Genomic DNA, 24,522 nt, shown 5'->3' on the forward strand with positions numbered 1-24,522 from the left:
CGATTTAGGGAGCCCCCTCAAGCGGCGATAACCTGCGAGACGGACATGCCGCGCGCTCGGACACCGTGTGCGCCTCCCTTGTGACAAGCGGACGTCACGTTGCCCTTCGCGGCACGCCCACGCATCCAACGAACCGCGAGATCACTGATAGGGACGGAAGCGCGTGGACCTGTTCGAGTACCAGGCGAGGGACCTCTTCGCCAAGCACGATGTACCGGTGCTGGCCGGTGAAGTCATCGACACGCCTGAGGCGGCGCGCGAGATCACCGAGCGGCTCGGCGGCAAGTCCGTCGTCAAGGCGCAGGTGAAGGTCGGTGGCCGCGGTAAGGCCGGTGGCGTGAAGCTGGCCGCCACCCCGGACGAGGCCGTCGCCCGTGCGACGGACATCCTCGGCATGGACATCAAGGGCCACACGGTCCACAAGGTCATGATCGCCGAGACCGCTCCGGAGATCCTCGAGGAGTACTACGTCTCCTTCCTCCTCGACCGCGCCAACCGCACCTTCCTCTCCATCGCGTCCGTCGAGGGCGGCATGGAGATCGAGGAGGTGGCGGCCACCCGCCCCGAGGCCGTCGCCAAGATCGCGATCGACGCCATCGACGGTGTGGACGAGGCCAAGGCCCGCGAGATCGTCGAGGCCGCCAAGTTCCCGGCCGAGGTCGCGGACAAGGTCGCGAACGTCCTGGTCAAGCTGTGGGACACCTTCATCAAGTCGGACGCCCTCCTGGTCGAGGTCAACCCGCTGGCCAAGGTCGCCTCCGGTGAGGTCATCGCCCTCGACGGCAAGGTGTCGCTGGACGACAACGCCGAGTTCCGCCACGACTGGGACGAGCTCCACGACAAGGCCGCCGCCAACCCGCTCGAGGCGGCCGCCAAGGAGAAGGGCCTCAACTACGTCAAGCTGGACGGCGAGGTCGGCATCATCGGCAACGGCGCCGGTCTCGTCATGAGCACCCTGGACGTCGTCGCGTACGCCGGTGAGAAGCACGGCGGCGTCAAGCCCGCCAACTTCCTGGACATCGGTGGCGGCGCCTCCGCCCAGGTCATGGCGAACGGCCTGGAGATCATCCTGGGCGACCCGGACGTGAAGTCCGTCTTCGTGAACGTCTTCGGTGGCATCACCGCCTGCGACGAGGTCGCCAACGGCATCGTGCAGGCCCTGAAGCTCCTGGAGGACCGCGGCGAGAAGGTCGAGAAGCCGCTCGTCGTCCGCCTCGACGGCAACAACGCCGAGCTGGGCCGGAAGATCCTCACGGACGCCAACCACCCGCTGGTGCAGCGCGTCGACACCATGGACGGCGCGGCCGACAAGGCCGCCGAGCTGGCCGCCGCCAAGTAAGTACGAGGACGAGGACTCAAACCACCATGGCTATCTGGCTCAACAAGGACAGCAAGGTCATCGTCCAGGGCATGACCGGCGCCACCGGCATGAAGCACACCAAGCTCATGCTCGGTGACGGCACGAACGTCGTGGGCGGCGTGAACCCGCGCAAGGCGGGTCAGACCGTGGACTTCGACGGCACCGAGGTACCCGTCTTCGGCACCGTCAAGGAGGCCATCGAGGCCACCGGCGCCAACGTCTCCGTCATCTTCGTGCCGGAGAAGTTCACCAAGGACGCGGTCGTCGAGGCCATCGACGCCGAGATCCCGCTGGCCGTCGTCATCACCGAGGGCATCGCCGTGCACGACACGGCCGCGTTCTGGGCGTACGCCGGCAAGAAGGGCAACAAGACCCGCATCATCGGCCCGAACTGCCCCGGCATCATCACCCCGGGCCAGTCGAACGTCGGCATCATCCCGGGCGACATCACCAAGCCGGGCCGCATCGGCCTGGTGTCGAAGTCCGGCACGCTGACCTACCAGATGATGTACGAGCTGCGGGACATCGGCTTCACCACCGCCGTCGGCATCGGTGGTGACCCGATCATCGGCACCACGCACATCGACGCCCTGGCCGCGTTCCAGGACGACCCCGAGACCGACCTCATCGTGATGATCGGTGAGATCGGCGGTGACGCCGAAGAGCGTGCCGCGGCGTTCATCAAGGAGAACGTGACGAAGCCGGTCGTCGGTTACGTCGCGGGCTTCACCGCGCCGGAGGGCAAGACCATGGGTCACGCCGGCGCCATCGTCTCCGGCTCCTCCGGCACCGCACAGGCCAAGAAGGAGGCCCTGGAGGCCGCCGGCGTCAAGGTCGGCAAGACCCCGACCGAGACGGCGAAGCTGGCCCGGGAGATCCTCTCGGCCTGACCGGCCCTTGCCCGTCATCGGCAGGCCCGCCCCGTCGTCCGGGGCGGGCCTGCCGACGTTTCGCCGGACGCGCCGAAAGGGACGCCCGGCCCGACAGCCGGACGCCCCCCAGCACGATCAGGCGGCTCGGCGGGCCTTGTTCACCGTGGTTCACCGCGCCTCCGGAAACACCCTCTCCGGCCCGCTGGTCTCCGCCTTCCTCAGCTTCTCGCGCAGTTGCCGCTCCTCCCGCGACAGCGGGCCCATCCCGCCCACCGCCGGCACTCCGCGCACGGCCTGCGCCGGGGCGATCGGCGGTTCGTAGCGCGTCGGCGCCGTCCGCAGCGTGAGCGTCGTCGCGCCGACGATCGTCACCGTGAAGGCGATGGCCGCCCGGGTCCAGAAGACGTTCCGGCGCTCGGAGCCGGTGCGCACATGGGTCGGCCGGGCCGCGCCCAGCCGCTCGGCCGAGGCCAGTTCGAGCAGCCGGCGGTGGAGCGCGGCGGGATCGGCCAGCTCCGGCAGCCGCGCGGCCACCGCCTCGCGCGCATGGGTCAGCCGGCTGGCGGCGGCCGGGGTGCTCGCCTCCGTCTCCGCCGCCGTCTCCGGCAGATCGAGCCCCACACCGTCGTACAGGACGAGCGTGCGCCGGTACGCCGGCGGCAGCGTGAGCAGCGCGTGCAGCAGTTCCCGGTCGGCCGGGTCGGCGGGCGGGGGTTCCGGGGACCGGTGCCGGGGGCGGAAGCGGTGCCAGGGGGAGAGCGCGCAGTCGTACGCCACCGCGCGCACCCACCCGGCCGGATCCCGGTCCCGGGCCACGTCCGGCCAGCGCTGCCAGGCCAGCTGGAAGGCCCGTTCCACCGCCTCGCGGGCCAGCTCCCGGCGCCCGGTGAGCAGATAGGTCTGGCGTACGAGGGCGGGGGCGCAGAAGGCGTAGAGGGCGTCGAAGGCTTGAGCGGGTGTCAACTGCCGTGGCTGGTCGGACGGGACATCGGGCAGGCCGGCACGTGGCTCCGGTTCCGGGTCCGTGGCGCCGGGAGCCGTCCGTCCGGCGGGCTCCTGAACCGGCGTCAGCGGCCGGGACCGGCGCGGGCGTCGGCGGTTGCCCGACGGTGGCGGGCCGGCAGGGGTCTGCGTCGTCACCATGCACCCTTTCGTACGAAAAAGAACATAAACATATATTGGGCGACACATCGGGGGTTCGCCCGTTACACCGGGAAAGCGCGTGTCGTTGGGAGCATGGCGTGCGTGATCCGGATGACCGTGCGCCCCTCGTCGTCTCCCGCCCTCTCCCGGCTGCGCGACCGCTCGCCCGGACTCGCCGCGAGCCTGCTGGGCGGAGCCGTCGCGGCCGGTCTGGGCCTCGGCGTCATGGCGGTCCTCGTCATGGCGCTGTGGGTCAGCTCGCCGTACCCCGACAGCGGACCGGCCGGCGCGCTGCACGTCACCGCCGCCCTGTGGCTGCTGGGACACGGCGTCGAACTGGTCCGCACCGACACGCTCTCCGGCACCCCCATGCCCGTCGGCGTCACCCCGCTGCTGCTGTTCGTCCTGCCGGTGTGGCTGCTGTACCGGGCGGCGCGGGACGCCACCGACGCGTCCGCCGAACCGGACGGCCCGCCCCCGGTGCCCGCGCGCACGGCGTGGACCGGCGTGGTCCTCGGCTATCTGGGTGTCGGTGTCGCCGCGGCGCTGTACTGCTCCGGTGGTGAACTGCGACCTCACTGGGGCTGGCTGACGGTGTGTCTTCCGGCCGTGGTGGCGAGCGCGGCCGGTGCCGGGGTGTGGGCGGGTCACGGCTGCCCGGCCGAGCCCCTGCTGCGCGTGCTCGCGGTGCTGCCGGAACGGGTGCGGCGGCCGGTGTTCGGCACGGACGAGCGGGCCCGGCTGGGCGCGGCGGCACGGGCCGCCGGTGCCGCCACCGCCGTGCTGCTCGGCGGCGGCGCCCTGCTGGTCGGGGTGTCGCTGGTGTGGCACGGCGCGGCGGCGCGGGCGTCCTTCCTCCAGCTGACGGAGGGCTGGACGGGCCGGTTCGCCGTGCTGCTGCTCGGCGTCGCGCTGATCCCCAACGCCGCGCTGTGGGCCGCCTCCTACGCCCTCGGCCCCGGGTTCGCCCTCGGCGCCGGACACCTGGTCGACCCGTTCGCGTCCGACCCCGCCCCGCTGCTGCCGCCGTACCCGCTGCTGGCCGCGGTGCCGGAACCGGGTGCCGGTACGCCGCAGCACTGGGTGGTGGGGCTGGTGCCGGCGGCGGCCGGGATGACGGCGGGGTGGTTCGTGGCGCGGGCGGCGGTACGGCCACCGGGAGCCGGGGAGCCGGCCCGGGCCCGCTGGTCGGCCGGGCAGACCGCCGGGGTGGTGCTGCTGACGGCGGCGGTCTGCGCGGTGGCCGTCGCCCTGCTCACCGCGCTGGCCGGCGGCCCCCTGGGCGTGGCCGCGCTGTCCCGCCTCGGCCCGCTGTGGCCGCGCGCCGGGGGAGCGGCCGGGCTCTGGACGCCGGTGTTCGCGCTGCCGGTGGCCCTGATCGTCCGCGCCTGGCGGCTGCTGCGCGGCCGGCGCCCGCGCTCCGGCGAGGGACCGGCGCAGGGGGCGGGGAGTACGGCGCAGAAGGGGGCGCGGGAGGAGAAGGGCGACGGCGGGACGGTGGCCGTCGCGCCCACCGGCCAGGCGAGGCCGGGGGCGACCGACCGGACGCCGGACCCTGACCGGACGCCGGACCCTGACCGGACGGCGGACCCAGGCACGCCGGGTACGGTCCGGGCGGCGGAGGCGGGCGCGGGCGGCCCCGGGATTCCCGCCCGGGCCGGCGCGGTGCCGGGGCCGGGCGGCCGTGCGGGAGGCGCCGGGACCGGGCGGTGGGGCCGGGGCAAGAGGAAGGTTCCCGCGCAGGCGGAGGCCGCGGCCGCGGCCGCGGCCTCCGAGGAGGACCTCTACGACTTCCTTCCCGCCGAGGACCCGTTCCCCACGCCGTTCACCGAGTCCCGCGCCGGCGACTGGCGCGACGACGTGACCCGCGCCTCCCGCTGGGCGGCCCTGAGGCAGGCCGCGTCCGGCCCCGCCGCCACACCGGCCACCGACCCGGACCTCGCCGGACAGCCCTCCACCGAGCCGTCACCCGCCGGACAGCCCCTCGCCGGGCAGCCGTCCGCTGTCCAGGAAGCACCGGAACCACCGGAATCACCCGTCCCACCGGAGCCCCGCCCCGGCTCCTCCGGGTGAGCGGCCCGGGTGAGAGGTGGTGTCAGCCGTTCTGGTCGCCCAGTACGCCCCGCAGCTCGCGCGGCAGCAGGGTCTCGCAGGACTGCTTGGCCTCGTGGGTGAGGGCGTCGCCGACGCAGGTGTAGTAGTCGCGGTAGACCAGCTGCACGGTGAACGTGGAGGCCACCAGGACCAGCGCCAGGGACGCCGTGATCAGGCCGCCGACGGCCGCCGTCGTCTGCGGCCGGCCGGGCGGGGCCGCCGGGGCGTCCGGGGCCTGGGAGCGCGGCTTGGCACGCAGCGCGCTGCTGCCCCAGTACAGGGACAGCGCGCCCAGCAGCAGCGCCACGTACGGCCAGCTGAACAGGACGAAGAAGACGGCCCACATGCCGGACAGCAGGGCGAACCGCGCGCGGCGCTGGGCCGGGTCCCTCGGGTCCCAGCGCGTGCCGGGGCCGGCCGGTCCACCGGGCCCCTGCGGCTCGCCGCCCGGCCGCTGGCCGAAGCCGTCGGGGGAGCGGCCGGGCTGCCGGTCACTCCACTGACTGCCCCAGGGCGCCCCGCCCCCGGGGCCCTGACCCTGACCCTGGCCCTGACCCTGACCCTGGCCCTGACCGGGACCCTGGCCCGCGCCGGGACCTTGCCACTGACCGGACCCGGGGCCCTGCCCCGCCCCGGCCTCCGGCCACGGGGCGTACCCATGACCCTGGCCCTGCTGTCCCGCGCCGGGGCCCTGCCCCGGCCCGTACCCGGGACCGCCCGCGCCCCCCTGATTTCCCTGATGTCCCGGAGTCCGGGGCCGCCAGGGCCGGTCCGGAGTGCCCTCAGGCGGCGGCGCGAACGGATTGTCGTCCTGCCGCTCGCCGCCCTGCCCGGAGCCACCGTGCCCCGAGCCACCGTGCCCCGAACCGCCGTGCCCGCCCTGCCCCGAGCCGCCGGAGCCGCTCTGTCCGAAACCGCCCCGCCCGGAGCCGTCGCACCCGCCTCCCGGGGTGTGGGCCGGGGGCGAGGACGGGCGCTCGCGCAGCAGTGCGGCGCCCCGCTCGCCTCCCTGGGCCGGGCGCGGCGGGAACGTGAGGTGTCGCAGGCTGCGATCGGGCATCAAAAGAGCGTCTTCCCCTAGGTGACTACGGCGGTTCCGTCGTGAGCTTCCTCTCCGTGAACGCACCGCACGACGACCGCGTTCCCGAGGTTGCTCTTTCGTGATTCCCCGCGAACGCTACCGCCCGGCCGGACACCCGTCCCGGGGGGCCCGTCCGGAGTGCCGGTATCGTTGCTGACGGCCGGCCGCTTCGTAGACTTCCCCGTATCCGGGGGCGTGAAGCATTCGTACGACCGTACAAACCGGCCGAACACGGATCGCAACCCGAGAAAGGGCCCCATCGTGGCCGCCACCTCCGCCGGCCCGGCAGTCAAGCGCCTCGTCGTGCTGGTCTCCGGCTCCGGCACCAACTTGCAGGCGCTGCTGGACGAGATCGCCGCCGTCGGTCCCGAGGCGTACGGCGCCCGGGTCGTGGCCGTGGGCGCCGACCGTGAAGGCATCGAGGGGCTGGCCCGGGCCGAGCGCGCCGGCATCGCCACCTTCGTGCGCAAGGTCAAGGACTACGGCACCCGCGAGGAGTGGGACGCCGCCCTCGCCGAGGCCGTCGCCGCCCACGAGCCCGACCTCGTGGTCTCCGCCGGGTTCATGAAGATCGTCGGCAAGGAGTTCCTGGCCCGGTTCGGCGGACGCTTCGTCAACACCCACCCCGCCCTGCTCCCCAGTTTTCCCGGTGCCCACGGCGTCCGCGACGCGCTCGCGTACGGCGCCAAGGTGACCGGCTGCACCGTCCACTTCGTCGACGACGGCGTCGACACCGGGCCGATCATCGCCCAGGGCGTGGTCGAGATCCGCGACGAGGACGACGAGAGCGCGCTGCACGAGCGCATCAAGGAAGTCGAGCGAAGGCTGCTCGTAGAGGTCGTGGGCCGGCTCGCCCGCCACGGCTATCGCATTGAGGGACGAAAGGTAGTTATCCAGTGACCGCCGAGAGCAACGCCAAGCGGGCCATCCGCCGTGCGCTTGTCAGCGTCTATGACAAGACCGGGCTCGAAGAGCTGGCCCGCGGGCTGCACGAGGCCGGTGTGGAGCTGGTCTCCACCGGCTCCACGGCCGGCCGGATCGCCGCCGCCGGCGTCCCCGTCACCAAGGTCGAGGAGCTGACCGGCTTCCCCGAGTGCCTGGACGGCCGGGTGAAGACCCTGCACCCCAAGGTGCACGCGGGCATCCTCGCCGACCTGCGCCTGGACAGCCACCGTGAGCAGCTCGCCGAGCTGGGCGTGGAGCCGTTCGACCTGGTCGTGGTGAACCTCTACCCGTTCCGCGAGACCGTCGACTCCGGCGCGTCGCCCGACGAGTGCGTCGAGCAGATCGACATCGGCGGCCCCTCGATGGTCCGCGCCGCCGCCAAGAACCACCCGTCCGTGGCCGTGGTCACGAGCCCGGAGCGGTACGCCGACGTCCTCGCCGCGGTCAAGGACGGCGGCTTCGACCTCGCCACGCGCAAGCGGCTGGCCGCCGAGGCGTTCCGGCACACCGCGGAGTACGACCTCGCCGTCGCCTCCTGGTTCGCCGCGGCCTACGCCCCCGCCGACGCCTCCCGCTTCCCGGACTTCACGGGCACCACCTACACGCGCAAGGCCACCCTGCGGTACGGCGAGAACCCGCACCAGGACGCCGCCCTGTACGTGGACGGCGCCGGCGGTCTCGCCGAGGCCGAGCAGCTGCACGGCAAGGAGATGTCGTACAACAACTACACGGACACGGACGCCGCCCGCCGTGCCGCGTACGACCACGACGAGCCCTGCGTCGCGATCATCAAGCACGCCAACCCCTGCGGCATCGCGGTCGGCGTGGACGTCGCCGAGGCGCACCGCAAGGCGCACGCCTGCGACCCGGTCTCCGCGTACGGCGGTGTGATCGCCGTGAACCGGCCGGTCAGCAAGGAGATGGCCGAGCAGGTCGCCGAGATCTTCACCGAGGTCATCGTGGCCCCGGACTACGAGGAGGGCGCGCTGGAGGCCCTCGCGAAGAAGAAGAACATCCGTGTACTGAAGGCCCCCGGCGCCCCCGCGAACGCGGGCGAGGCCAAGCACATCGACGGCGGTGTGCTGCTCCAGATCACCGACCGGCTCCAGGCCGACGGCGACGACCCTGCCAACTGGACGCTGGCCAGCGGCGAGGCGCTGTCCGAGGCGGAGCTGAAGGAACTCGCCTTCGCCTGGAGGGCGTGCCGTGCGGTGAAGTCCAACGCGATCCTGCTCGCCAAGGACGGCGCCTCGGTCGGCGTCGGCATGGGCCAGGTCAACCGCGTCGACTCCTGCAAGCTGGCCGTCGAGCGGGCCGGCGCGGAGCGGGCCCGGGGCGCCTACGCGGCCTCCGACGCCTTCTTCCCCTTCCCCGACGGCCCGCAGATCCTGATCGACGCCGGCGTCCGGGCGATCGTCCAGCCGGGCGGCTCGATCCGCGACGAGCAGGTCGTGGAGGCCGCCAAGAAGGCGGGCGTGACCATGTACTTCACGGGCACGCGCCACTTCTTCCACTGATACCCCGCACCTGAGCGTGCTCCCGCCTCGCCGGTCCGCGGGCGGGAGTACGCGTGCGTTCGCGTACGGCACAGGCCGCGTCCCGTCCGGGCGGACGGGGCGCGGCCTGTGGAGTGTGCCGGTGTGCTGTCGCGGCTCAGTACCGCGGACGGTTGAACCAGGCCGAGCCCTTGGAGCCGCCGACGAAGCAGGCGATCAGGATGGCGAGCACGGTGTGCACCAGGCCGACGAGGATGAACGGGTAGATGCCGAGGATCGCGGTGATGATGCCGTAGATCAGCGTCGTGATGCGGACGCCGTTGCCGCCGTTGCCGAACTTGAGCGCCAGCACGATGGTGAGCACCATCCAGGCCACGGCGAACAGCGTGAGCCCCCACAGCAGGCCCGACGAGTAGTCGGCGAGCTGCTGGAAGGCGGCGTCGTCCTTGAGTTCGTCGTCGTTCTTCGCGGCGTTCACGCCGATGGCGCTGAACGCGAACAGCGCGACGCCGATGACCTGAAGGGCGACGATCACCCACATCATCACCCGGGCCGCGCTGACGGTGCCGGGCATGGTCTCGGGCGCCGGCGGCATGCCGTACGCGCCGACGGGCGGCGCCTGCGGGTAGCCGTAACCGGGCTGCTGGCCCTGCTGCGGATAGCCGTAGCCCGGCTGCTGCGCCTGCGGGGCGCCGTAGGGGTTGTTCGGATCGCCGAAACTCATGGCGGACTTCCTCCGTCGTGTTGCTCAAGTGCGGGGACGACGCGCGGCACGGTGCGGAGGAGAGTTCTACAGAAATGCGGTCCGTCCCCCCGGTACTGCCCGCGGCACTGTGTGCTCATCGTTCTTTAACAGCGTCTTACTTGTCCAGCCGGGCCAGGAGGTGTTGTGCAAGTGCAACATCAACAAGCGAGCCGCGGCACCCGGATTGGAACCGGGGCCGGGTCATCCGCGAGGATGGGGACATGACCGCCCAGATTCTCGATGGCAAGGCCACCGCAGCCGAGATCAAGTCCGATCTGACCGCCCGCGTGGCGGCGCTGAAGGAGAAGGGCGTCACGCCCGGCCTCGGCACGATCCTGGTCGGGGACGACCCCGGCAGCCAGAAGTACGTCGCCGGCAAGCACCGCGACTGCGCCCAGGTGGGCATCGCCTCCATCCAGCGCGAGCTGCCCGCCACGGCCACCCAGGAGGAGATCGAGGCGGTCGTCCGCGAGTTGAACGACGACCCGGCCTGCACCGGCTACATCGTCCAGCTGCCGCTGCCCCGTGGCATCGACGAGAACCGCGTCCTGGAGCTGATGGACCCGGCCAAGGACGCCGACGGCCTGCACCCGATGAACCTCGGCCGGCTGGTCCTGAACGAGCCCGCCCCGCTGCCCTGCACCCCCAACGGCATCCTCACCCTGCTGCGCCGCCACGGCGTGGAGATCAAGGGCGCCGAGGTCGTGGTCGTCGGCCGCGGTGTCACCATCGGCCGCCCGATGCCGCTGCTGCTCACCCGGCGCAGCGAGAACGCCACCGTCACCCAGTGCCACACCGGCACCCGTGACCTGTCCGCCCACCTCAAGCGCGCCGACATCATCATCGCGGCGGCCGGCTCCCCGCACCTGATCCGCGCCGAGGACGTCAAGCCCGGCGCGGCCGTCCTGGACGTCGGCGTCTCCCGCAACGCCGAGGGCAAGATCGTCGGCGATGTCCACCCGGACGTGACCGAGGTGGCCGGCTGGATCTCCCCGAACCCCGGCGGTGTCGGCCCGATGACCCGGGCCCAGCTGCTGGTCAACGTGGTCGAGGCGGCGGAGCGCAGTGCCGGCTGAGAACGCCCGCGGGCACGCGGAACCGACCCTGCGGGAAAGGGGCGCCACGCCGGCCGGACCGGGCCGCGCGCGCCGCTTCCCGCGCGGCGGCGCCGGGCGGATACCGCCCAGGAGATGGCGCACGAAGGACACCGCCCGGCCCGAGGGCGGCGGCCGCGCCGCGCCCGGCGACGCCCCGGCGCCCGCCCGGCAGTGGCCGCTGCTCACCGTCGTCGGCCTGGTCGCGCTCGGCCTGCTGGTGACCGCGCTGGACGCGTTCCGCGCGGGCACGCTGATCATCGGTCTCGCGCTGCTGGGCGGCGCGGTGCTGCGCTGGCTGCTGCCCGACGTCGGCATGCTCGCCGTACGTTCCCGCTTCACGGACATCGCCACGTACGGCGTCCTGGGCCTGGTGATCGTCCTGCTGGCGCTGATGATCCAGCCCGACCCGCTGCTGAAGTTGCCTTTCCTGAAGGACATCCTGCACTTCACGCTCGCCAAGTAGCGCCCGCGATACGCCTGGTGGCCCGCGTCTCCCGCCCGGGGGCGCGGGCCGCCTGCCGTATCTCCCCTCTCCCGCGCGGCTGTCGGCCTTCGCCGGTGTGCGTCCGGCTCCGGGAACTGGGATCCTTGGTCAACGCATCCCTGTGGGTGGCCGGGGTGCGTGAGTTCGACAGCACGACCGGGGGAAGAGGGGGAACCCATGCCTCGATGGAAAGCCTTGCCGGACGATCTGGACCCGCAGATCAGGGAGTTCACCGACGAACTGCGGCAACTCGTGGACCGCGGCGGTCTGGGCGTCGCGGCACTGGCCGACCGGACGGGCTACGGCACGACGTCCTGGGAGCGGTACCTGGACGGCCGGCTGCTGGCGCCCAAGGGCGCGGTCATCGCCCTCGCCGAGGTCACCGGCACCCCTACGGGCCCGCTGACCACCCTGTGGGAACTGGCCGAACGCGCCTGGAGCCGGGCGGAGCTGCGGGACGGCAGCACGCTGCAGGCACTGCGGATCGCGGAGGGGGAGAGCGACCGGAGGAGCGCCGGCGAGGGCATCGGACCGAGCCTCGGCAAGGGCGCCGGTCCGGATCTCGGCAAGGGCGTGGGCCAGGCTGCCGGGAAGGGTGCCGGCGTCAGCGCCGGACAGGGCGTCGGCAAGGGGCTCGGCAAGGGCTCGGGGAAAGGTTTCGGGAAGGGCGGCGCCGGTACCGCCGTGGCGCCGGGGAGCAGCGGCCCCGGCTGGGCCACGCCGGCCGTCCCGGCCCAGCCGTCGGCCCGGGACACCGGCACCGGCGCGCCTGACGGTGGGGCGGACGGTCCGGGGCGCGGGGGCACGGCCACCGGCGAGGGGTCCGGTGGGCGTACGGCCGGCGGGGACGCGGGCACGGCCTCCCGGGACGGCTCCGGCTCCGGCGCGGTGAACGCCTCCGGCTCCGGCGGGGCGAGCGGGAAGGGCGGGGGCACGGCCGGCGCCGGCGGCTCCCGTGCGGACACCCCCGTCAAGAACTCCTGGGGCGTGGCCGGTTACCGGGGCCCCTCCCCGGCGAGCGCCCGGCCGGGTGCCCGGTCCTCCGGCCGGCCGGACGCGGCAGCGACCGCCACCCCGCCCGCCGCCGTCGGCACCCCGGCCGGACTCGGTGCCACCCGCCCCCTCGGCACCCCGCCCGTCGGCACCCCGCCCGTCGGCACCCCGGCCGCCGGTACCCCGGTCACCGGCCCCGCCCGTGCTCCCGAGGGGCGCCCCGCGCCGGGAGAGCGGTGGTCCGCGCGCCGGCAGCAGGTGGTCATGTTCTTCGCGGGGCTGGTCGGCGTGCTCGCCCTCATCGGCGGGGTCTTCTACTTCACCCACCGCGACGGCGACGGCACGGCCGCCGCGGCCAAGCCCTCCCCGAAGGCCTCCGCCCCGGCCACCCCGCCGCCCGGCGTCAAGTGCGCCGGGTCCGCCTGCACCGGCAAGGACGCCGAGGCCATGGGGTGCGGCGGCGACCTGGTGTCCACCGCCAAGACAGCCACCGTCGGCACCACCACCCTGGAGGTCCGCTACAGCAAGGTCTGCGGCACGGTCTGGGGCCGGATCACCAGCGGCGCGCCGGGCGACACCGTGCGGGTCACCGCGGGCAAGGAGCGGCAGACGGGCGACATCACCGCCGCGGGGGACACCATCGGGTACACGCCGATGGTCGCCGTACGGAACCCGGCCCAGGCCAGGGCGTGCGCCACGCTCGCGTCGGGCCAGACCGGCTGCACGGAGTGAGAAATTCCGGTAGGCGCGCATAGGCGGCCGGATCCCGGGCACGCGGACCGTACCCCCACGGGAGTCCGGAACTCCGGCCCCCACCGGCGGCCGTCGTCGTCCCACCTCTCCCGGACGGCCGACGGCCGCCGTTCGTTCTCGCGTCCGCGCCGCCGGCCAGGCGTTACGCCCCACTGGTCCCCTTGTGGGGTGAGCCACACGGCCCCGGGGGTCTCACATGCCGGATGCGCGATAGCCTGACCGCTGGATCTCTCTTGATACCAAGAGATCGATCATCCGCCCGGGGCAGGGACGCCCCACCGCCAGCTGTCATACGGAGAACGCCATGACCCGCACTCCCGTGAACGTCACCGTCACCGGCGCGGCCGGCCAGATCGGTTACGCCCTGCTCTTCCGCATCGCCTCCGGCCAGCTGCTCGGCGCGGACGTGCCGGTCAAGCTGCGCCTCCTGGAGATCACCCCCGCGCTGAAGGCCGCCGAGGGCACGGCCATGGAGCTGGACGACTGCGCCTTCCCGCTGCTCCAGGGCATCGACATCACCGACGACCCGAACGTGGCGTTCGACGGCGCCAACGTGGCCCTGCTGGTGGGCGCCCGCCCGCGCACCAAGGGCATGGAGCGCGGTGACCTGCTGGAGGCCAACGGCGGCATCTTCAAGCCGCAGGGCAAGGCCATCAACGACCACGCGGCGGACGACATCAAGGTGCTCGTCGTCGGCAACCCGGCCAACACCAACGCGCTCATCGCGCAGGCCGCCGCGCCGGACGTCCCGGCCGAGCGCTTCACCGCGATGACCCGCCTGGACCACAACCGCGCGCTGACCCAGCTCGCGAAGAAGACGGGCACCTCGGTCGCCGACATCAAGCGGCTGACCATCTGGGGCAACCACTCCGCCACCCAGTACCCGGACATCTTCCACGCCACCGTCGCCGGCAAGAACGCCGCCGAGGTCGTGAACGACGAGAAGTGGCTGGCCGAGGACTTCATCCCGACCGTCGCCAAGCGCGGTGCCGCGATCATCGAGGCCCGTGGCGCCTCGTCGGCCGCCTCCGCCGCCAACGCCGCCATCGACCACGTGCACACCTGGGTCAACGGCACCGCCGAGGGCGACTGGACCTCCATGGGCATCCCGTCGGACGGCTCCTACGGCGTCCCGGAGGGCCTGATCTCCTCCTTCCCGGTCACCTGCAAGGACGGCAAGTACGAGATCGTGCAGGGCCTGGAGATCAACGAGTTCTCCCGCGCCCGCATCGACGCCTCCGTCAAGGAGCTGGCGGAGGAGCGCGAGGCGGTCCGCGGCCTCGGCCTCATCTGAGCGTCCGGATGTGACTCCGGTGGCCGGTGTGGTCTATAGTTGATCACACACCGGCCACCGGAACTCCCGGAAGCCGACTGTGCGTTGGTGGTCCAAGGAAAGACGCCCCGCTTCCTGCGGGGAGATGCAGGTGCAAGGCCTGCCCGGCGCTCCACACACGAGGTCCCCTCCCGTCATGGCGGGAGGGGACCTCGTCGTTTCCGGACTCGTCGTTCCCGGCCTCGCCGATTGGGGCCCTACGCCCGCCTCAGCAGCGCGATCCCGGCCCGGTCGGTGTCCTCCGGCCGTCCGTTGAGCCGGTGCACCACGGCCCACCGCCCGTCCGCCATCGCCCCCGCGAACACGGACGCGTCCCGGGTCGCGCCGTTGTGCCAGGACAGCGGCCCCGCCGACTGCCACCCCGGGCCCGGCTCGCCCAGCCGCCGTTCCACCAGCAGGGCCACGACGAGCGCGGCGACCGCACGCGGTGTCGCCCACAGGCCGCCCGCCGGGAGGATCGCCCCGTCCATCGTCCAGGGCCTGCGCCGCGTCCCCGGCAGCAGGCCGGGGGCCGTCAGCCGCCGCGCGGGAGCCGGGCGGACGGTCACCTCGATGACGCCCGCCGGCCGCAGGACGTACTCCGTCAGCAGTTCCTCGTACGGTGCCCCGCCCGCGGCGGCCAGGGCGGCACCGAGGACGGCGTACCCGAGATTGGAGTACTCCTCGTCCCCCGGCGGGCGCACGGCGACGGTGTCCACGACGCGGACCAGCCGTTCCAACTCCGCGTGGCCGAAAGCCGCGTACGGGTCCCGGCGGCCGAGGCCGGCTGGCAGCCGGGGGAGTCCCGAGGTGTGCCGGGCCAGGTGCAGCAGGGTGATCCCGGTGCCGGGCGGGGCCGGGAGCCAGCGTTCGACCGGGTCGCCGGGCGCGGCCACGCCCGCCTCCGCCATGCGGGCCAGCAAGGTGCCGGTCAGCGCCTTGGTGAGGGAGCCGATCTGTACGAAGCGGTCCGGTGCGTGCCCGTCGCTCGCCCGGGGCGGGGCCGCGTCGGTCAGCACACAGGTCGGGATACGGCGCACGGCGGGTCCTCTCGGTCGGGGCCCGCATTGTGTGCCGCGGACCGGGGCCCCGCGTACGTTTCAGGCCACCGGTTCCCGTGTCGCGGGGGCCGCCGCAGCCGTGCGGGGCGGGCGGCCGGAGGGTCGGTGGCCGATGACGACCAGCGCCGTCGCCGCCAGGACCGTCAGCCCCACCACCCGCAGCGCCGGGCCCATGCCGCTCGCGAAGTCGGCGTGGCCCGCCAGGGCGGTCCCGGCGACGGCGACACCGAGGGCGGCGCCGATCTCGCGGGCCGAGGTGCCGAGGCCGGAGCCGAGGCCCGCCTGGTGCGCGGGCAGGGACACCACCACGCCCAGGGTGAGCGCCGGCATGGCCAGGCCCGTGCCCGCCGAGATCACCAGCAGCCAGCACGCGTACAGCGGGTAGGGGGTGTGGGCGTCCGCCGTGGACGCCGCCAGCAGGCCGAGGCCGATCAGCGCCAGCCCCGTGCCGACCACCGGACGCGGACGCGCCGACCAGCGGGCCGCGAACCTCGGGACCAGGGCCATGCCGACGATCAGCGGCACGATCGCGACCCCGGTCACGGCCGGGCCGTAGCCCTTGACCTGCTGCAAGTACTGCGAGTTGACGAAGAACAGCGCGAACAGGCCGAAGAATCCGGTCGCCAGGCCCAGTGTGGTCGCCCGCAGTCCGGCGGAGCGGAACACCCGCGGGTCGAACAGCGGGGCGCGCGAGCGCAGGGCGTGCCCGGTGAAAGCGGCCAGCAGCAGGGCGCCCGCCGTGAACGCGGTCAGGATGCGCGCCGAGGTCCAGCCGTGGCCGGGCCCCTCGATGATGCCGAACAGCACCGCGATCAGCCCCGCGGTGAGCAGCAGGGTGCCGGCCGGGTCCGGGCTGCCCTGCGCCGAGCGGGCGGTGCGCGGGGTGGTCACCGCCACCGCGGCGGCGAGCACGGCCGCCAGCGGCACCATCACGGCGAACAGCGCCCGCCAGGACAGGTACTGGCCGGCCAGCCCGCCGCCCAGGTTGCCCGCCATGCCGCCCAGCCCGATGGCCAGCGTCCAGGACGCCATCGCCCGGGCGCGGCGCTCCGGCCCGGCCAGGTGCACCAGGATCGACATGGTCGCCGGGGTGATCAGCGCGGCCCCGGCCCCGGACAGGCCCCGGCCCGCGATCAGCAGCGCCGGACCGGGGGCCAGCGCGCTGGTCGCGGCGCCCGCGGCGAACAGGGCGAGGCCCGCGAGCAGCGCGCCCTTGCGGCCGTGCCGGTCGCCGAGCGCGCCGGCCGGGACGAGCAGGCCCGCGAAGACGATGACGTAGGCGTCGACCGTCCACAGGACCTCGGTGTGCGAGGGGTGCAGGCCGGACGAACTCAGTTGCGGTATGAGCAGGTTGATCGCCGCGACCATGCTCTGCGCGACCAGGACACAGGCGCACAGCGTGAGCAGGACGGGACGGGTCAGGGCGTGCGCGGGCACGGCTCCTCCCGGGAGCTGGTGGGTGGTGTGGGATGCGTCCTCACCGTAGGCTCGCCGCAGACCTTACTTCCAGTGCAACCTTCGCAAGGAACACCTGCACATGACGCAATCCACCGGCCTCGACCTGAATCTGCTGGTCGCGCTGGACGTGCTGCTGGAGGAGGAGAGCGTGCAGGGCGCCGCCCGCCGGCTGCACCTGTCCGAACCGGCGATGAGCCGCACCCTCGGCCGGATCCGCAAGGCGCTCGGCGACCCGGTGCTGGTCCGCGCCGGCCGCCGGATGGTGCCGACACCGCACGCGCTCGCGGTACGGGCCGAGGTCGGCGCGGTGGTCGAGCGGGCCCGCGCCCTGTTCGCGCCGGGGCGGGTCACCGACCTGCGCACGGTGACCCGCACCTTCACCGTCCTCGGCCACGACATGATCGCCGCCACCCACGGCGCCGTCCTCCTCGCCCGCGCCGCCCGCGAGGCCCCCGGCATCCGCCTGCGCTTTTTGAGCGAGAGCCACACCGACGCCCCGTACCTGCGGCAGGGCATCGCCGACCTGGAGGTCGGGGTGATCGACTCGGTCGTGCCCGAGGTGCATGTGGAGACCGTGCGCGAGGACCGCATGCTCGGCGTCGTACGGGCCGGGCACCCGCTGCTGGAGGGCGAGGTGACGCCCGAGCGGTTCGCCACGGCGGCCGGGCACCTCGTCGTCTCCCGGCGCGGCAGACAGCGCGGGCCGATCGACGACGCCCTGGCCGGACTCGGCCTCGAGCGCCGGGTGGTGGGCAGCGTCGGCAGCTATCCGGCCTCCCTGTTCGTGCTGCGCGACACCGGCCTCATCGGGCTGATCACCGAGTGGGGCCGCCCGCTGGCCGACGCCCTCGGACTGGTCGCCTTCGAGATCCCGCTGCCGCTGCCCACGATCACGGTGGGGTTCGCCTGGCACCCGCGCCACGACGCCGACCCGGCCCACGCCTGGCTCCGCGGCTGCGTACGGGAGCTGCTGACGCCGGGGCCGGCGAGCGGCTGACCGGGCCTGCCTTCCGTTTTCGTCCGTTATCACCCCCGATTTCCGTGACCCCGAGCACGTTCGGCCACGGATTCCGCATGCCGGGCCGGGGCCCTGGGCAGGCGGCGACGGTCCCCGAGTGTGACACGCGTGTGACACAGGGGTACCGAACAGGAACGGAAGGCAACACCGATCATGGCGGACAGAACGGAACGACAGCCCCAGGCGACCATCCACGCGGACGGCGCGTGGCTGGCAGCGGTCTCCGGCGCGACCCGGGAGATCCTCGACCCCGCGGACGCCCGGCCGTTCGCCGTGGTCGCCGAGGGGGACGAGAAGGACGCCGACCGCGCGGTGGCCGCCGCCCGGCAGGCCTTCGACCACGGCCCCTGGCCCGGCACCCCGGTCGCCGAACGCGCCGCGCTGCTGCGCCGCGTCGCCGCCCTCCTCGTGCGCGACCGCGAGGAACTCGGCCTGCTGGAGAGCCGGGACGCGGGCAAGACCGTCGAGGAGGGCCGTGTCGACATCGACTGTGTCGCCGACGCCTTCCGGTACTTCGCCGACCTGGTTGCCGCCGAGGCCCCCGGCCGGGTGGTCGACGCGGGCTCGCCCGACATCCACAGCGTGGTCGTCCACGAACCGGTCGGCGTCTGCGCGCTGATCACCCCCTGGAACTACCCGCTCCTCCAGGCCAGTTGGAAGATCGCCCCGGCGCTCGCGGCCGGCAACACCTTCGTGATCAAGCCCAGCGAGATCACCCCGATGACCACCATCGCGCTGATCGAACTGCTCGCCGAGGCCGGCCTGCCCGCCGGAGTGGCCAACCTCGTCACCGGCCCCGGGCACACCGTCGGCGCCCGGCTCGCCGAGCACCCCGACGTCGACCTGGTCTCCTTCACCGGCGGCCTGGCCAGCGGCGTCAAGGTCGCCCAGGCCGCCGCCCCCACCGTCAAGAAGGTCGCCCTCGAACTCGGCGGCAAGAACCCCAACGTGGTCTTCGCCGACGCCTGCGCCACCGAGGAGGGCTTCGACACCGCCGTGGACCAGGCCCTCAACGCGGCCTTCATCCACAGCGGCCAGGTCTGCTCGGCCGGCGCCCGGCTCATCGTCGAGGAGTCCGTCCGCGAGCGCTTCGTCGCCGAACTCGCCCGCCGCGCCCAGAGGATCAGGCTCGGCCGGGGCACGGCGGACGGCGTCGAGTGCGGCCCGCTCGTCTCCGAGCAGCAGCGCGCCAAGGTCGAGGCGTACGTCGCCTCCGCCCTCGAAGAGGGTGCCGTCCTGCGCTGCGGCGGCAAGCGGCCCGAACCGTCACCCGAGCGGCCCGCGACCGGCTGGTTCTACGAGCCCACCGTCCTCGACGCCTGCCACCGCGAGATGCGCGTCGTCCGCGAGGAGGTCTTCGGCCCGGTCCTCACCGTCGAGACCTTCCGCACCGAGGAGGAGGCCGTCCGCCTCGCCAACGACACCGAGTACGGCCTGGCCGGCGCGGTCTGGAGCGCGGACACCGCGAAGGCCCGCCGGGTGGCGTCCCGGCTGCGGCACGGCACCGTCTGGATCAACGACTTCCACCCCTATCTGCCGCAGGCGGAGTGGGGCGGCTTCGGCAGGAGCGGCACCGGCCGCGAGCTGGGCCCCGCCGGGCTCGCCGAGTACCGCGAGACCAAGCACGTCTACCAGAACCTCGCACCGAAGCCGGTGCGCTGGTTCACCGGCTGACCCCCGCCCACCGGCCGACCCCCCCCTCCGCCCGCGGGCCGATCCCCTCGGCTCACCGGCCGGCCCTCCATCAGCTCCCCCGTACCGAGTACGAGTCCCTGGAGTAGTACCCCCATGTCCGACAGCACCCCCCACGTCTACGACTACGTCGTCATCGGCGGCGGCACGGCCGGCTCCGTCATCGCCTCCCGCCTCACCGAGAACCCGGACGTCACCGTCGCCGTCATCGAGGGCGGCCCGAGCGACGTCGGCCGCGACGACGTCCTCACCCTGCGCCGCTGGATGGGCCTGCTCGGCGGCGAACTCGACTACGACTACCCGACGGTGGAGCAGCCCCGCGGCAACTCCCACATCCGGCACAGCCGCGCCCGCGTCCTCGGCGGCTGCTCCTCGCACAACACCCTCATCTCCTTCAAGCCCCTGCCCTCCGACTGGGACGAGTGGGAGGCCGCCGGCGCCAAGGGCTGGGGCGCCGTCCCCATGGAGGCGTACTTCGCCCGCCTGAAGAACAACATCGTCTCCGTCGACGAGAAGGACCGGAACGCCATCGCCCGCGACTTCGTCGACGCCGCCCAGGCCGCGCTCGGGGTACCCCGCGTCGAGGGCTTCAACCGCGCGCCGTTCACCGAGGGCGTCGGCTTCTTCGACCTCGCCTACCACCCGGAGGACAACAAGCGCTCCTCCGCCTCCGTCGCCTATCTCCACCCGGTGATGGACGAGCGGCCCAACCTGACGATCCTGCTGGAGACCTGGGCGTACAAGCTCGAGCTGGACGGCACCCGCGCCGAGGGCGTGCACGTGCGCACCAAGGACGGTACGGAGCTGCTGATCCGGGCCCGCCAGGAAGTCGTGCTGTGCGCGGGCGCCGTCGACTCCCCGCGCCTGCTGCTCCACTCCGGCATCGGCCCCCGCGCCGACCTCGAGGCGCTCGGCATCCCCGTCGTGCACGACCTGCCGGGCGTCGGCGAGAACCTGCTCGACCACCCCGAGTCGGTCATCGTCTGGGAGACCCACGGCCCGATCCCGGAGAACTCGGCGATGGACTCCGACGCGGGCCTGTTCGTGCGCCGCGACCCGGAGCACGCCGGGCCGGACCTGATGTTCCACTTCTACCAGATCCCGTTCACCGACAACCCGGAGCGCCTCGGCTACGAGCGGCCGGAGTTCGGCGTCTCGATGACCCCCAACATCCCCAAGCCGAAGAGCCGCGGCCGGCTGTACCTGACCAGCGCGGACCCCGCCGTCAAGCCGGCCCTGGACTTCCGCTACTTCACCGACGAGGACGACTACGACGCCCGGACCCTGGTCGACGGCATCCGCATCGCCCGCGAGATCGCCAGGACCGAGCCGCTGGCCGGCTGGCTCAAGCGCGAGGTGTGCCCCGGCCCGGAGATCACCGGCGACGCCGAGCTGAGCGAGTACGCCCGCAAGGCGGCCCACACCGTCTACCACCCGGCCGGCACCTGCAAGATGGGCGCCGCCGACGACGAACTCGCCGTCGTGGACCCCGAGTTGCGCATCCGAGGGCTCGACGGCATCCGCATCGCCGACGCGTCCGTCTTCCCGGCCATGCCCGCCGTCAACCCGATGATCGGGGTGCTCATGGTCGGGGAGAAGGCCGTCGACCTGATCGGAGGTGACCTGCGATGACCCTCACCGTCCCCACCCGCAAGCCGCCCACCACCGCCGAGCCCGTCTTCTCGGTGTCCGGCCTGTGGAAGGTCTTCGGACCGAAGCCCGAGCGCGTCCCCGCCGACCCCGAACTCAGCGCCCTGCCCGCGGGAGAACTCCGCTCCCGCACCGGCTGCACGGCCGCCGTCCGGGACGTCTCCTTCGACGTCCGCAAGGGCGAGGTCTTCGTCGTCATGGGCCTGTCCGGCTCCGGCAAGTCCACCCTGGTCCGCTGTCTGACCCGGCTGATCGAGCCGACGGCGGGCACCATCGCCATCGACGGCGAGGACGTCCGCGCGATGGACCGGGCCCGGCTGCGCGAACTGCGCCGGCACCGGGCCGCGATGGTCTTCCAGCACTTCGGGCTGCTCCCGCACCGCACGGTCCTCGACAACGTCGCCTACGGCCTGGAGATCCAGGGCGTCGGCCGCTCCGAACGCCGGGAGCGCGCCGCCGAGTTCGTCGCCAAGGTCGGCCTGGCCGGCATGGAGAAGCGCCGCCCCGGCCAGCTGTCCGGCGGCCAGCGCCAGCGGGTGGGCCTGGCCCGGGCCCTGGCCGTGGACCCCGAGGTGCTGCTCTTCGACGAGCCGTTCAGCGCCCTGGACCCCCTGATCCGCCGGGACATGCAGGACGAGGTGACCCGGCTGCACCGGGAGGAGGGGCGCACGATGGTCTTCATCACCCACGACCTGAGCGAGGCCCTGAAACTCGGCGACCGGATCGCCCTGATGCGCGACGGCCGCGTGGTGCAGCTAGGCACCCCCGAGGAGATCGTCGGCGCCCCGGCCGACGACTACGTCCGCGAGTTCGTCCGGGACGTCCCCCGCGAACAGGTGCTGACCTGCCGTACCGCCATGCGCCCGGCGTCCGCCGAGGACGCCGCGCACGGCCCGGCCCTGCGCCCCGAGGCCACGGTCGCCGAGGCCATCGAGGCGGTGGCCCGGGCGGGCACCCCGGCCCGGGTGATGGACGAGGGCCGCTGCCTGGGCGTGATCGACCACGACCGGCTGCTGGGCGTGGTGGCGGGCGTCACCCCCGATACCCCGGCCGGAACCGCCACGGCCCCCGCCGCAGCGGTGGGCGACGCTCCCGCCCCCGCCGCGGGCACCCGTACCGCCGGGAACGCGCCCGCCCCGGCCGAGGACGCTCGAGCCGCTGAGACCGCTCCCGCCCCCGCCCCCGAATCCGCGCCCGCCCCGCGCGGAACCGCACCCGGCGAGCACCGGCCCGCACCCGGCGAGCGCCGGCAGGCGTTCGGCGAGCACCGGCCGGCGTCCGAGGCCCCGGCGAGCGGCACCCGGGAGGCCGTCTGATGGCAACGCTCAGTCTCCCGACCGCCCGGACCAAGGCCCCCCGCCTGCTCAGGAACCGGGCCGCCGCCAAACTCCTCCTCCTCGCCCTGCTCACCGCCGTCCTCCTGCCCGTGCTGAACCGCTGGGGCAACGGCACCTGGCCGCACTCCCTGACCGTCAGCGTGGACAAGCCCCTCGCCTCCGCCAGCGACTGGGTCATCGACAACCGGGACAGCCACCCCCTGTTCCTGTACTTCCTCGGCCACCTCAGCAACGCGGTCGTCATCGCCGTACGCGCCGTCTACCTCACCCTCCTCGCGGCGGGCTGGGCCGGCGTCACGGCCTTCGGCGCGCTGCTCGCCTGGCGCCTCGCCGGTCTCCGCCTGGCCGCCGGCACGGCCCTCGCCTTCCTGGCCTGCGGAGCCCTCGGCATGTGGGTGCCGACCATGCAGACCCTCGCCCTGATGGTCGTGGCGGTCCTCGCCTCCGTCGTCGTCGGCGCGCTGCTCGGCCTCGCCGCCGGCCTCTCCGACCGGCTCGACCGCGCCCTGCGCCCGGTCCTGGACACCATGCAGGTGCTCCCGGCCTTCGCCTACCTCCTCCCCGTCGTCCTGGTCTTCGGCATCGGCGTGCCCGCGGCCGTCCTCGCCACCGTCGTCTACGCCGCCCCGCCGATGGCCCGCCTCACCGCGCTCGGCCTGCGCGGAGCCGACCGCGAAGTCCTGGAGGCCGTGGAGTCGCTCGGCGCCACCCGCTGCCAGCGGCTGCTGACCGCCCGCCTCCCGCTGGCCCGCCAGGAGCTGCTGCTCGGCCTCAACCAGACGATCATGATGGCGCTGTCCATGGCCGTCATCGCCGCCGTCATCGGCGCCGGCGGCCTCGGCGACCGCGTCTACCAGGCGCTCGCCTCGGTCGACGTCGGCGCGGCCCTCGCCGCCGGCATCCCCCTCGTACTGCTCGCGATCGTGCTGGACCGGCTCACCGGAGCGGCGGGCGACGGCACCGCCCACCCCGAGACCGGCGGCCGGCCGAGGCTGATCGCCTGGGCCCTCACCCTGGCCGGTACCGTCACCGCCGCCCTCGCCGCCCGGCTGCTCGGCGCGACCGACTGGCCCGCCGGCCGGACCCTGGACATGGCCGGACCGGTCAACCGGGCCGTCGACTGGATGACCGACCACCTCTACTCCGGCGTCCCCGTCGTCGGCGGCACCGCCGACTGGGCCGGGCACTTCACCACCTGGGTCCTGGACCCGGTCCGCGCCGGACTGCAAGGGATGCCCTGGTGGTCGGTGCTGCTCGTGGTCGCCGCCCTGGCCTGGCTGATCGGCACCTGGCGTACCGCGCTGACCGCCGTCCTCGCCATGGCCGCGATCGGTGTCCTCGGTGTGTGGGAGCCGTCGCTCGACACCCTCTCCCAGGTGCTGGCCGCCGTCGCCGTCACCCTCGTACTGGGCCTGGCCACCGGTATCGCTGCGGCCCGCAGCGCCCGCGTCGACCGCGCCCTGCGTCCGGTCCTGGACGTCTTCCAGACCATGCCGCAGTTCGTGTACCTGATCCCGGTCGTCGCCCTGTTCGGCGTCGGCCGCGCCCCCGCCGTCGCCGCGGCCGTCGTCTACGCCCTCCCGGCCGTCGTCCGGATCACCGCGCAGGGCCTGCGCCAGGTCGACCAGGCCGCGCTGGAGTCGGCGCGCTCGCTCGGCGCGACCGGACGGCAGCAGCTGTGGCAGGTGCAGCTCCCGCTCGCCCGGCGCGCGCTGCTGCTCGCCGTCAACCAGGGCGTGGTCCTGGTCCTCGCCGTCGTGATCATCGGCGGCCTGGTCGGCGGCGGCGCCCTCGGCTACGACGTCGCCTTCGGCCTGGCCCAGGGCGACCTGGCCACCGGTCTGGTGGCGGGCGCCGCCATCGTCTGCCTGGGCCTGATGCTCGACCGGGTGACCCAGCCGGCCCGGCGCGGCGCGGGGAAGGGAGCCTGA

Annotated in this window: 19 protein-coding genes; 14 read left to right on the plus strand and 5 right to left on the minus strand. The window is 73.8% G+C overall.

Features of this window, described 5'->3' with window-relative positions:
- Positions 1–163 precede the first annotated feature (163 nt).
- Both sucC and sucD read left to right on the plus strand, forming a co-directional pair.
- Complete coding sequence (sucC, locus tag IE251_RS00890) at positions 164–1,339, plus strand: ADP-forming succinate--CoA ligase subunit beta (RefSeq protein ID WP_030789386.1); 1,176 nt, start codon at positions 164–166, stop codon at positions 1,337–1,339.
- Positions 1,340–1,365: 26 nt separating this feature from the next.
- Positions 1,366–2,250 carry a succinate--CoA ligase subunit alpha gene (gene sucD, locus IE251_RS00895; RefSeq protein ID WP_030600937.1) on the plus strand — a complete coding sequence of 295 codons (885 nt, stop codon included), beginning with the start codon at positions 1,366–1,368 and terminating at the stop codon, positions 2,248–2,250.
- 150 nt (positions 2,251–2,400) lie between these two features.
- On the opposite strand, the gene IE251_RS00900 is transcribed toward sucD, so the two are convergent.
- Complete coding sequence (locus tag IE251_RS00900) at positions 2,401–3,195, minus strand: RNA polymerase sigma factor (protein ID WP_373301954.1); 795 nt, start codon at positions 3,193–3,195, stop codon at positions 2,401–2,403.
- A 273-nt stretch (positions 3,196–3,468) separates the two neighbouring features.
- On the opposite strand from IE251_RS00900, the gene IE251_RS00905 reads away from it, so the two are divergent.
- Positions 3,469–5,448 carry a cell division protein PerM gene (locus IE251_RS00905; protein WP_229896520.1) on the plus strand — a complete coding sequence of 660 codons (1,980 nt, stop codon included), beginning with the start codon at positions 3,469–3,471 and terminating at the stop codon, positions 5,446–5,448.
- 22 nt (positions 5,449–5,470) lie between these two features.
- On the opposite strand, the gene IE251_RS00910 is transcribed toward IE251_RS00905, so the two are convergent.
- Entirely contained in the window at positions 5,471–6,529 is a 1,059-nt protein-coding gene (locus IE251_RS00910) for a hypothetical protein (RefSeq protein WP_189750976.1), read from the minus strand.
- 282 nt (positions 6,530–6,811) lie between these two features.
- Between IE251_RS00910 and purN the strand changes: the two genes are divergently transcribed.
- Positions 6,812–7,450, plus strand: a complete 639-nt coding sequence (purN, locus tag IE251_RS00915; RefSeq protein ID WP_030789400.1) for a phosphoribosylglycinamide formyltransferase — start codon at positions 6,812–6,814, stop codon at positions 7,448–7,450.
- Positions 7,447–9,012 (plus strand): bifunctional phosphoribosylaminoimidazolecarboxamide formyltransferase/IMP cyclohydrolase, encoded by a 1,566-nt coding sequence (gene purH, locus IE251_RS00920; RefSeq protein ID WP_189750977.1) that lies wholly within the window; start codon positions 7,447–7,449, stop codon positions 9,010–9,012. Before purN ends, purH begins: the two co-directional genes overlap by 4 nt.
- Positions 9,013–9,148: 136 nt before the next feature.
- Here purH and IE251_RS00925 read toward each other — a convergent pair whose 3' ends face one another.
- The gene (locus tag IE251_RS00925; RefSeq protein WP_189750978.1) at positions 9,149–9,715 is read right to left on the minus strand and encodes a hypothetical protein; all 567 of its coding nucleotides are present in this window, start codon (positions 9,713–9,715) and stop codon (positions 9,149–9,151) included.
- Between the two features lie 242 nt (positions 9,716–9,957).
- Here IE251_RS00925 and IE251_RS00930 point away from each other — a divergent pair, with 242 nt between their 5' ends.
- From IE251_RS00930 to IE251_RS00945, 4 genes are all read left to right on the plus strand, one after another.
- Positions 9,958–10,812 carry a bifunctional methylenetetrahydrofolate dehydrogenase/methenyltetrahydrofolate cyclohydrolase gene (locus IE251_RS00930; RefSeq protein WP_030789408.1) on the plus strand — a complete coding sequence of 285 codons (855 nt, stop codon included), beginning with the start codon at positions 9,958–9,960 and terminating at the stop codon, positions 10,810–10,812.
- Positions 10,802–11,296 (plus strand): DUF3017 domain-containing protein, encoded by a 495-nt coding sequence (locus tag IE251_RS00935; protein WP_189750979.1) that lies wholly within the window; start codon positions 10,802–10,804, stop codon positions 11,294–11,296. Before IE251_RS00930 ends, IE251_RS00935 begins: the two co-directional genes overlap by 11 nt.
- Positions 11,297–11,494: 198 nt before the next feature.
- Positions 11,495–13,042 (plus strand): XRE family transcriptional regulator, encoded by a 1,548-nt coding sequence (locus tag IE251_RS00940; RefSeq protein WP_189750980.1) that lies wholly within the window; start codon positions 11,495–11,497, stop codon positions 13,040–13,042.
- A gap of 325 nt (positions 13,043–13,367) precedes the next feature.
- Positions 13,368–14,357, plus strand: coding sequence for a malate dehydrogenase (locus tag IE251_RS00945; RefSeq protein WP_189750981.1), 990 nt, complete (start codon positions 13,368–13,370; stop codon positions 14,355–14,357).
- A gap of 236 nt (positions 14,358–14,593) precedes the next feature.
- Here the strand turns inward: IE251_RS00945 and IE251_RS00950 are convergent, their stop codons facing one another.
- Both IE251_RS00950 and IE251_RS00955 read right to left on the minus strand, forming a co-directional pair.
- The gene (locus tag IE251_RS00950; RefSeq protein ID WP_189750982.1) at positions 14,594–15,415 is read right to left on the minus strand and encodes a serine hydrolase domain-containing protein; all 822 of its coding nucleotides are present in this window, start codon (positions 15,413–15,415) and stop codon (positions 14,594–14,596) included.
- A gap of 60 nt (positions 15,416–15,475) precedes the next feature.
- Complete coding sequence (locus tag IE251_RS00955) at positions 15,476–16,873, minus strand: MFS transporter (RefSeq protein WP_189750983.1); 1,398 nt, start codon at positions 16,871–16,873, stop codon at positions 15,476–15,478.
- A gap of 100 nt (positions 16,874–16,973) precedes the next feature.
- On the opposite strand from IE251_RS00955, the gene IE251_RS00960 reads away from it, so the two are divergent.
- The 5 genes from IE251_RS00960 to IE251_RS00980 all read left to right on the plus strand — a co-directional run bounded on the left by IE251_RS00960 (position 16,974) and on the right by IE251_RS00980 (position 24,522).
- Positions 16,974–17,891, plus strand: a complete 918-nt coding sequence (locus IE251_RS00960; protein ID WP_189750984.1) for a LysR family transcriptional regulator — start codon at positions 16,974–16,976, stop codon at positions 17,889–17,891.
- Between the two features lie 174 nt (positions 17,892–18,065).
- Entirely contained in the window at positions 18,066–19,586 is a 1,521-nt protein-coding gene (locus IE251_RS00965; RefSeq protein WP_189750985.1) for an aldehyde dehydrogenase family protein, read from the plus strand.
- 114 nt (positions 19,587–19,700) lie between these two features.
- Positions 19,701–21,236, plus strand: a complete 1,536-nt coding sequence (locus IE251_RS00970) for a GMC family oxidoreductase (protein ID WP_189750986.1) — start codon at positions 19,701–19,703, stop codon at positions 21,234–21,236.
- Complete coding sequence (locus tag IE251_RS00975; RefSeq protein ID WP_229896521.1) at positions 21,233–22,570, plus strand: quaternary amine ABC transporter ATP-binding protein; 1,338 nt, start codon at positions 21,233–21,235, stop codon at positions 22,568–22,570. The genes IE251_RS00970 and IE251_RS00975 overlap by 4 nt, the downstream gene beginning before the upstream one ends.
- A complete protein-coding gene (locus tag IE251_RS00980) occupies positions 22,570–24,522 on the plus strand; it encodes an ABC transporter permease (RefSeq protein WP_189750987.1) in 1,953 nt (650 codons plus the stop codon). Before IE251_RS00975 ends, IE251_RS00980 begins: the two co-directional genes overlap by 1 nt.

It is taken from the genome of Streptomyces eurythermus (assembly GCF_014649115.1).
GTDB classification, from domain to species: Bacteria; Actinomycetota; Actinomycetes; order Streptomycetales; family Streptomycetaceae; genus Streptomyces; species Streptomyces eurythermus.

What these genes read in the sequence shown, in the direction of transcription:
- sucD (WP_030600937.1), top strand. Translation starts at nt 1,366, where the DNA reads ATGGCTATCTGGCTCAACAAGGACAGCAAGGTCATCGTCCAGGGCATG.
- IE251_RS00905 (WP_229896520.1), top strand. Translation starts at nt 3,469, where the DNA reads ATGGCGTGCGTGATCCGGATGACCGTGCGCCCCTCGTCGTCTCCCGCC.
- IE251_RS00910 (WP_189750976.1), bottom strand. Translation starts at nt 6,529, where the DNA reads ATGCCCGATCGCAGCCTGCGACACCTCACGTTCCCGCCGCGCCCGGCC.
- IE251_RS00925 (WP_189750978.1), bottom strand. Translation starts at nt 9,715, where the DNA reads ATGAGTTTCGGCGATCCGAACAACCCCTACGGCGCCCCGCAGGCGCAG.
- IE251_RS00930 (WP_030789408.1), top strand. Translation starts at nt 9,958, where the DNA reads ATGACCGCCCAGATTCTCGATGGCAAGGCCACCGCAGCCGAGATCAAG.
- IE251_RS00940 (WP_189750980.1), top strand. Translation starts at nt 11,495, where the DNA reads ATGCCTCGATGGAAAGCCTTGCCGGACGATCTGGACCCGCAGATCAGG.
- IE251_RS00945 (WP_189750981.1), top strand. Translation starts at nt 13,368, where the DNA reads ATGACCCGCACTCCCGTGAACGTCACCGTCACCGGCGCGGCCGGCCAG.
- IE251_RS00960 (WP_189750984.1), top strand. Translation starts at nt 16,974, where the DNA reads ATGACGCAATCCACCGGCCTCGACCTGAATCTGCTGGTCGCGCTGGAC.
- IE251_RS00965 (WP_189750985.1), top strand. Translation starts at nt 18,066, where the DNA reads ATGGCGGACAGAACGGAACGACAGCCCCAGGCGACCATCCACGCGGAC.
- IE251_RS00970 (WP_189750986.1), top strand. Translation starts at nt 19,701, where the DNA reads ATGTCCGACAGCACCCCCCACGTCTACGACTACGTCGTCATCGGCGGC.
- IE251_RS00975 (WP_229896521.1), top strand. Translation starts at nt 21,233, where the DNA reads ATGACCCTCACCGTCCCCACCCGCAAGCCGCCCACCACCGCCGAGCCC.
- IE251_RS00980 (WP_189750987.1), top strand. Translation starts at nt 22,570, where the DNA reads ATGGCAACGCTCAGTCTCCCGACCGCCCGGACCAAGGCCCCCCGCCTG.